A 7,653-nucleotide genomic window follows, 5' to 3' on the forward strand; every position below is an offset into this window, starting at 1 on the left:
CGCATCCCCCGCATCCGCCCGCGCCCATCCACAGCCGCACTCATCTGCAGCCGCATCCGCCCGTATATGCCCAATCTGCATCGTCATATTGCAATATTGGGCAAAAACGGACTATAGGGGCCTTCCGAGCGGCCGTAATATTGCGAATCCGCCCAATACTGCAAAATCAGGATGCGTATTGGGCAGATACGGGGCGCCATGCAACGGAGAATCGTCCTCACGCACGGGGAAAGGGGCGGGGATCACGTTCGCCATCACCGCACGGTAGGCATATCGCCCTCACGCACGGGGAGAGCCCTTCAGATCACGACCATTGACCGTGACGGTCCAATATCGCCCTCACGCCCGCGGGAAGGCCTGCGCGTACCGCCGCTTCAACTGGTCGATGGACACGTGCGTGTAGCGCTGCGTGGTGGCCAGTGAGGCGTGCCCGAGCATCTCCTGCACCTCGCGCAGGTCGGCCCCGCCGCTGAGCATGTGGGTCGCCGCGGAGTGCCGCAGGGCGTGCGGGCTGATGTCCGGCACGCCGGCGCGGCGGGCCTGGTCGTGCACCACGTCGCGCGCGATCCGCTGGTTGATCCGACCGCCGCGCATGCCGAGGAACACCGCCGACTGGTCAGTCGCCCGACCGATGCCGCCACGACCGACTCCGCCGCGCCCGACGCCCCGCGCGGCCAATTCGGGCCGGCCCTCCTCGATCCACCGGCGCAGCGCCTCCGCCGCCGGGGCCCCGAACGGCACCACACGCTGCTTGGAGCCCTTGCCCATCACGCGGGCCGTGCGCTGGGAGAAGTCCACGTCGTCCAGGTCGAGTCCCACCAGCTCGGCCACGCGCATGCCGGTCGCGTACAGCAGCTCCACGATCGCCGCGTCGCGCAGGCGCAGCGCCTCCTCCATCCGCTCATCCGTCCGTTTCCTCGCATCGTCACTGTGCGCGGGGGCCGCCGAATTCCTCCCCGGCGAAACCGCCGACGCCCCGACCGGCCGCCGCGCCCCGGACCGGCCCGACTTGTCGGAACGGCCCGACTCGTCGGAACGGCCCGACTCGTCGGAACGGTTCGGTCTGTCGGACTGACTCAATTCCCCGGACCGGCACAATTCGTTGGAGCGGCACGACTCATCGGCACGGCTCGGTTCCCCGGACCGATGCAATTCGTGGAAATGGCCCGGCTCGTCGGCACGATTCGGTTCCCCGCACCCCGCGTCGCCACGCTCTGCGGCGGCGCGATCCGCCGGAGTCCCGACCAGTCGTCGCATCCCGTATCCCCGCGTCCCGGACCGCCCCGGATTCCCGCAACTCGCACCGTCATGTCCATGTCCCGCCGCCCGCGTGCCCAATCCGCCCGCGAGCCCAACCGCGTCGTCTTGCTCATCGGCACGCCCATCCGGCTCCCCGTCCGCCTCCTCGTCGGCGACATCCATCATGCGTTCGGCCTGCGCCTCCGTGAGCACGGCCGGCAGCGTGGCGGGGATCTTCGGCGTCATGAGACCGGCGGCCGGATCGGCGGCGACCAGCCCATGCTCGAAGCAATAGCGGAAGAACCCGCGCACGGCCACGGTCTTGCGGGCCATGCTGCTGCGCGCGTGCGAGCGCGACTCGTGCGCCATCCACAGACGCAGGTCGTCGATGCCCACTTCCCGCAAGTCCGTCGCGCCGCGCAGCGCGAGCATGTGCAGGCACTCCCCCACGTCGATGCCGTACGCCCTGAGCGTATTCTCGCTCAGCCCGCGATTGGCCTTGAGGAATCCCAGATAGGCGTCGAGCGCGCCGTCATACCACGTCATGACTCCCATTATCGCCGCACGAAGCCGCATCACGTGTCGGATGCCGCATGGCCAACGTCATGGGTCCACGTCGCGGGGCCGTATCAAGGTCCGCGTCGTGGTCCACGTCACGGGGCCGCGGCACGGTCGTCGCCCAACTGCCCCGACAACGGAACACCGATTTGTCCGTCAAAAACGGCGACATCACAACAGTCTGTTGGGGTTCCGTTTCGTTACCATATTGACCTTCTCATCGACAACGGAACGCCGAGTTTTCCGTCAAAACGGTGGCATTGCAACACTTGGCCGGGAAAAACCGGTCTTCCGTTGTCATTGGGCGACTCCCTGCCGACAACGGAAGACCGACTTTCCCGCTGGAATGGCCTGAATCCGACAATGGACCGGGAAAATCCCGCTTCCGTTGCCATCGTCCGCCGCGGCGAACCACGGAACGCGGGCATTCTTCCCGGAACCGGCATTATGACGGGGCATGCGTCATGAATGCCCCGCTTCCGTGGTCGGCCAAGAATCCGACATAACCACGGAACGCGGGCATTCACCCCAAGAACCCACCCATTCCAACGGTCGCGCGAAGAATGCCCCGCTTCCGTGGCCAACGGTCATCCCAATCCGACCACGGAACGAGGGCGTTCACCCCGAGAGCCCGCCCATTTCGACGTCCGGCCGGAAAATAACCCGCTTCCCCGGTCGACAGCCGATCCAAGCCGACCACGGAATACCGGCATTCATTTCAAAATCCCATTCATTCCAACGCCCGCGCGACGAATACCCTGCTTCCGTGGTCAACGGTCATCCCAATCCGACCACGGAACGAGGGCATCCACCCCGCGAACCCACCCATTCCAACGTCCGGCCGGGAAATAGCCCACTTCCCCGGTCGACAGCCCGTCCAAGCCGACCACGGAATACCGGCATTCATTTCAAAATCCCTTTCATTCCAACGATCGCGCGACGAATACCCCACTTCCGTGGCCAACGGTCATCCCAATCCGACCACGGAACGAGGGCATTCATTCCAAGAGCCCACTCATTCCAACGACCGGCCAAGAAATAACCCGCTTCCGTGGTCGGCGCCGCCAATGAAGACCGGCGGGACCAGACGCGAAATGGGCCCGACCGGCCGGACCGGTAGACTGCGTACATAAAGGCGGCCATCGGCAAAACGGGCGCAACAGTCAAGCGAGGCGGACATGGGCAGGCATTCGGCGAAGCATGTGCGGCAACTGCGGGAGCGGGAACAGCAGCAGGAGAAGGAACGCGCGAGGGCCGACATCGGGACGCCGGCACGGTTCCCGGCGGAAACGGAAGCAAGTCGGACGGCCATTGGCCGGTCGAGCGGCGCGGGCACCGGAACTCCGAACAGCCTCACAAACAGCACGAATGCCGGCTTCCCGAACGGCACGCCGGATGCCATCCCAAACGGAGTTCCGAACGGCACGCCGGTTACCGATCCGCACGAGGTTCCGAGCAGCGCACCAGCCGATCACTTGAATGGCGCGGCATTCGGCTCCCCGAGTAACGCTCCCGGCGTCGGCACATGCACCGTTCCCAACGGACTTCCGGACGGCGGTACGGCCATCGGCGCCCCAAACGGCAACCCGGGCGACGCCTCGGATCACACCGACGCCGAAGACCCGGTGGTGGCCCGCGCGGTCGACCTCGTCAAAACGTACGGCGACGCCGATTCGCGGGTCACGGCGCTCGACCATGTGAACGTCGAGTTCGCGCGCGGCCGCATGACCGCGATCATGGGACCGTCGGGCTCCGGCAAGTCCACGCTCATGCACTGCATGGCCGGACTGGACACGCCCACGTCCGGTCGGGTGTTCGTGGAGGGGCTCGAGGTCTCCGCGATGAACCAGCGGCAGCTCACCGATCTGCGGCGCAACCAGATCGGCTTCATCTTCCAGTCGTTCAACCTCGTGCCCACGCTGAGCGCCGAGGAGAACATCCTGCTGCCGTTGGAGATCGCGGGCCGGCCGATCGACCGCGCGTGGTTCCGCAGGGTCGTCAAGGTGGTGGGCCTCGAGAAGCGCCTCTCCCACCGCCCGAGCCAATTGTCCGGCGGCCAGCAGCAGCGCGTCGCCTGCGCCCGCGCGATGATGGCCCGTCCGGCGGTGATCTTCGCCGACGAGCCGACCGGCAACCTCGACTCGCGTTCGAGCCGCGAGGTGCTGGGATTCCTCAGGCAGTCGGTGCGCGACTACGGCCAGTCGATCGTCATGGTCACGCACGACCCGCGCGCCGCGTCCTACGCCGACCGCGTGCTCGTGCTCGCCGACGGACGGATCACCGAGGACCTCGACCATCCGACGTACGAGCGGATCCTCGAGGTGTTCGCCGGCGACGGACAGGACGACGGGCAAAACGGCGGGCAGGGCGACGAAGCCGGCCGAGACGAGGACGCACGATGAAACGCGCGATGAGGGGCCGGGCGATGATCCGCATCGGCATGAGGGACGCCCGCGCCCATCGGCGCCGCTTCGCCATGTCCGCCGTCGCCATCGCGCTCGGCGTGGCTTTCGTGGTCGGATCGTTCTGCTTCCGCGAGATGATGAACAACCAGGTGGCCGACATGATGGCCACGAACGCCGACCACGACGTGTACGTGCGCGGCTCGGACGAGGTCACCGACGGCGATGGCTCCGGCGAGGGCGGCGCATCGGCCGGCACGGGCTCGTCCGCCAAGGAGTACAACACGATCCCCGTCGACCTGACGGACACGCTGAACGCCGTCGAGGGCGTGGAACCGGTTTCGGTCACCTATTCGGTCAGCGGCCTCGTGCTCGTGGACGCGAACGGCGACGCGGTGGCCACCATGGGCTCGCCCACGCTCGGCATTGGTATGAGCGCCGACCATCCCTGGCGTTCGGCCACGTTCACCGAGGGCACGTACCCGAGCGGCGAAGGCGAGGTGGCGCTGCACGCCTTCGCCGCCGAACGGTCCGGGCTCAAGGTGGGCGACAAGGCCAAGGTCGTCTATCAGGACGGCGCCAAGGACGTGACCGTCTCCGGTATCTTCTCCACGGATGCCGCGCAGGCCGGCGCGATCATCCTCGGACTCGACCCCGCCACCGCGAAGCACTACAGCGACCTCAAGTCCGACGAGACCGACAAAACGAGCGTGATCGGCGTGTACGGCACGGCCAACGGCGGCCTGCCGCTCACCGGGGAGCAGCAGCGGGAGCTCGCCGACCGCATCAACGCGGCCCTGCCCGCCGACGCGCACGCCCACGCGGTCACCGGCGACGACTACCGCGCCGAGCAGACCAAGTCCACGCAGGAATCGCTCGGCTTCATCCAGCCGCTCATCCTCATCTTCGCCGTGATCGCGCTGTTCGTCGGCTCGTTCATCATCGCCAACACGTTCTCCATGATCGTGCGCGAATCGATGCGCGGCTACGCCCTGCTGCGGTCGATCGGCGCGGCGCCCATGCAGGTGTTCGGCACGGTGGTCGTGCAAGCGGTGCTGCTGGGCCTCGCGGGTTCGGCGGCCGGCATCGCGCTCGGCTGGGGCATGGTGGAGCTCATCGCGGCGGGGCTCGCGCGCATGGGCACGCCGTTGTCCGGGGCCGTGGCGCCCTCCCCCGCGGACATGCTGGCCGGTCTGCTCGTGGGCCTGCTGGTCACGTTGGTCGGCGCGTCCCTGCCGGCCCGGCGCGCGGCGTTCGCCCCGCCGATTCAGGCGATGAACGAGACCGTCAACCCGGAGAAGCCGGTGCTGCGGCGAGGCGTGGTCGGGGCCGTGCTGTGCGCGCTGGGCGCGGGCGCGTGGCTGTGGACATACCGGATCGCCCTGACCGGCGGGGATGCGCCGATCGGTTTGGGCTGGCCGCTCGGCGCGGGCGCGGCGCTCATCGTGGTGGGCGTGATCGTGCTCGCCCCGGCGCTCGTGGGACCGGCGGGCGCGACGCTCGGCTGGATTCCCGCGCACGTGTTCCCCGTGACCGGCCGTCTCGCCTCGCGCAACCTCGCGCGCTCCAAGCGGCGCACGGCCAACACGGCGGCTGCCCTGTTCGTGGGGCTCGCGATCGTGAGCTGCCTCGGCGTGGTGGCGTCCTCCGCGAAGGCGTCGGTGGCGAGCATCGTGGACACGGGACTCAAGTCCGACTTCGCGGTATTCTCCGCCTCCTCCGGGCAGATACCCGACGACGCCGAGCAGGCGATCCGCAACGTGGAGGGCCTGAAATCGGTCTCCGCGAACCGCTTCATCCTCGGCGCGAAGTTCGACGGCGAGCGCGTCAACGGCATGACGTTCGCCGCGCAGGATTCGCTGTTCACCGACGTGTATGCGCCGCAGACCCAGTCCGGCGACGCGAACGAGGCGCTGCGCGACGGTCGGCTCGTGGTGGGCGAGACCATCGCCAAGGACCGCGGCTGGCAGGTGGGCAGCGTGGTGCGCGTGACCACCGAGAACACCGTGGTGGACGAGGACGCGACCAAGAAGGCGCAGGAGGCGTACCAGACGTCCGTGCAGTCGCAGGTCGCGCAGCTTCAGGCGCAGCTCGCCCGGCAGACCGCCACCCGGGACGCCGCCGGCGCGCAGGCCACCGCGGCGAAGATCCAGCAGGTCACCGAGGACGCGAAGAACGTCGACCCCGCGCAGTTCGTCAAAACCAAGACCGTCAAGGTGGACAAGGAGCTCACGGTCGGCGCGATCATCTCCAACAACGTGTACCGCACGTGCGTGATCGTCAACGACGAGCTGGGCGACGAGCTTGGCACCAAGCAGACCATGTTCACCATGATCATGTACCTCACCGCCGAGCCGGGGCAGGACCTGGGCGCGCTCAAGGAACGGCTGAAGGACGCCGTGAAGCCGTATTACGTAGTGAACGTGATGGACCGGGATGAGTACAAGTCCACCATGAGCTCGATGGTCGACCAGATCCTGCTCATCCTGTACGCGCTGCTGGCGCTGTCAATCGTGATCGCGGTCTTCGGCATCGTGAACACGCTGGCGCTGAGCGTGTCCGAGCGCACGCGCGAAATCGGTCTGCTGCGGGCGATCGGCACCTCGCGCGGGCAGGTGCGCGGGATGCTCGGCATCGAGGCGGCGATCATCGCCGTGTTCGGCACGCTGCTGGGGCTCGCGGTGGGCGTCGCGGCCGGGGTGGTGATCCGCGCGGTGTACGCGGCCGATGGGCTGGAGGTGCTCGCGATTCCGTGGGGGCAGATCGGGGCGTTTCTGGCGCTCTCGATCGTGGTGGGGCTCGTGGCGTCGGTCTCCCCCGCCTCGTGCGCGCTGAAGCAGCCGGTGCTCGACGCGGTGAGCAGCGAGTGAGCGGCGGGCGAGCGGCATGCGAGCGCGGGGTGAGCACGGGGCATCGGACCCGCCCTTTGCCGTGCGCCCGGTTTGGGATTACGGATTCCGTGCTCTGTGCTCTGTGCTCTATGCTCTGTGCTCCGGATTCTGTATCCGGATTCCGCACTGGATCCGCTCATTCCACGCCTGTCACCGCATGGATTGAGCAAATCCAATGCGTAGCAGACCCATTCATCGTTCTCAGACACTGGATCCGCTCAACCCATGGGCGGATCGCCGCAGATTGAGCGAATCCAGTATGTGACGGACTCAATTTGCCGCCCCGCGCACTGGATCCGCTCAATGCGTGTCCATCACCCCTTAGATTGAGCGAATCCAGTACGCAACAGGCGCAATTCTTCCCCGCCCGCACTGATCCCGCTCAATCCGTGGGCCGCTCTCCCCAGATTGAGCAAATCCCGTGCATCACGGATCCCATGGGGGTGCGGACTTTTTCTTGGACGGCTACACCGCCAGCCCAAGGTGTCTGCGGTATTGCACCGGGCTCATCCAGCCCAGCGACTTCTTGATACGGGTCCCATTGTAATGGGACAGGTAGGCGG

The 7,653-nt window shown here is 67.3% G+C and carries 4 protein-coding genes; 2 read left to right on the top strand and 2 right to left on the bottom strand.

Annotated elements, in window-relative coordinates; translation table 11 throughout:
- Nucleotides 1-339 precede the first annotated feature (339 nt).
- Entirely contained in the window at nt 340-1,785 is a 1,446-nt protein-coding gene (locus tag DSM100685_RS11040; protein ID WP_239512695.1) for a tyrosine-type recombinase/integrase, read from the bottom strand.
- Between the two features lie 1,577 nt (nt 1,786-3,362).
- Here DSM100685_RS11040 and DSM100685_RS10530 point away from each other — a divergent pair.
- Nucleotides 3,363-4,199, top strand: coding sequence for an ABC transporter ATP-binding protein (locus DSM100685_RS10530; protein ID WP_152351291.1), 837 nt, complete (start codon nt 3,363-3,365; stop codon nt 4,197-4,199).
- A gap of 23 nt (nt 4,200-4,222) precedes the next feature.
- Entirely contained in the window at nt 4,223-7,069 is a 2,847-nt protein-coding gene (locus tag DSM100685_RS10535; protein ID WP_152351292.1) for an ABC transporter permease, read from the top strand.
- A 486-nt stretch (nt 7,070-7,555) separates the two neighbouring features.
- On the opposite strand, the gene DSM100685_RS10540 is transcribed toward DSM100685_RS10535, so the two are convergent.
- A partial coding sequence (locus tag DSM100685_RS10540; RefSeq protein WP_152349624.1) for an IS3 family transposase occupies nt 7,556-7,653 on the bottom strand: 98 nt, incomplete at its 5' end.

Origin of the sequence: Bifidobacterium avesanii (genome assembly GCF_009299475.1) — a bacterium.
GTDB classification, from domain to species: Bacteria; Actinomycetota; Actinomycetes; order Actinomycetales; family Bifidobacteriaceae; genus Bifidobacterium; species Bifidobacterium avesanii.

Coding starts and splice junctions, on each gene's coding strand:
- DSM100685_RS11040 (WP_239512695.1), bottom strand. CDS start 1,785: ATGACGTGGTATGACGGCGCGCTCGACGCCTATCTGGGATTCCTCAAG.
- DSM100685_RS10535 (WP_152351292.1), top strand. CDS start 4,223: ATGATCCGCATCGGCATGAGGGACGCCCGCGCCCATCGGCGCCGCTTC.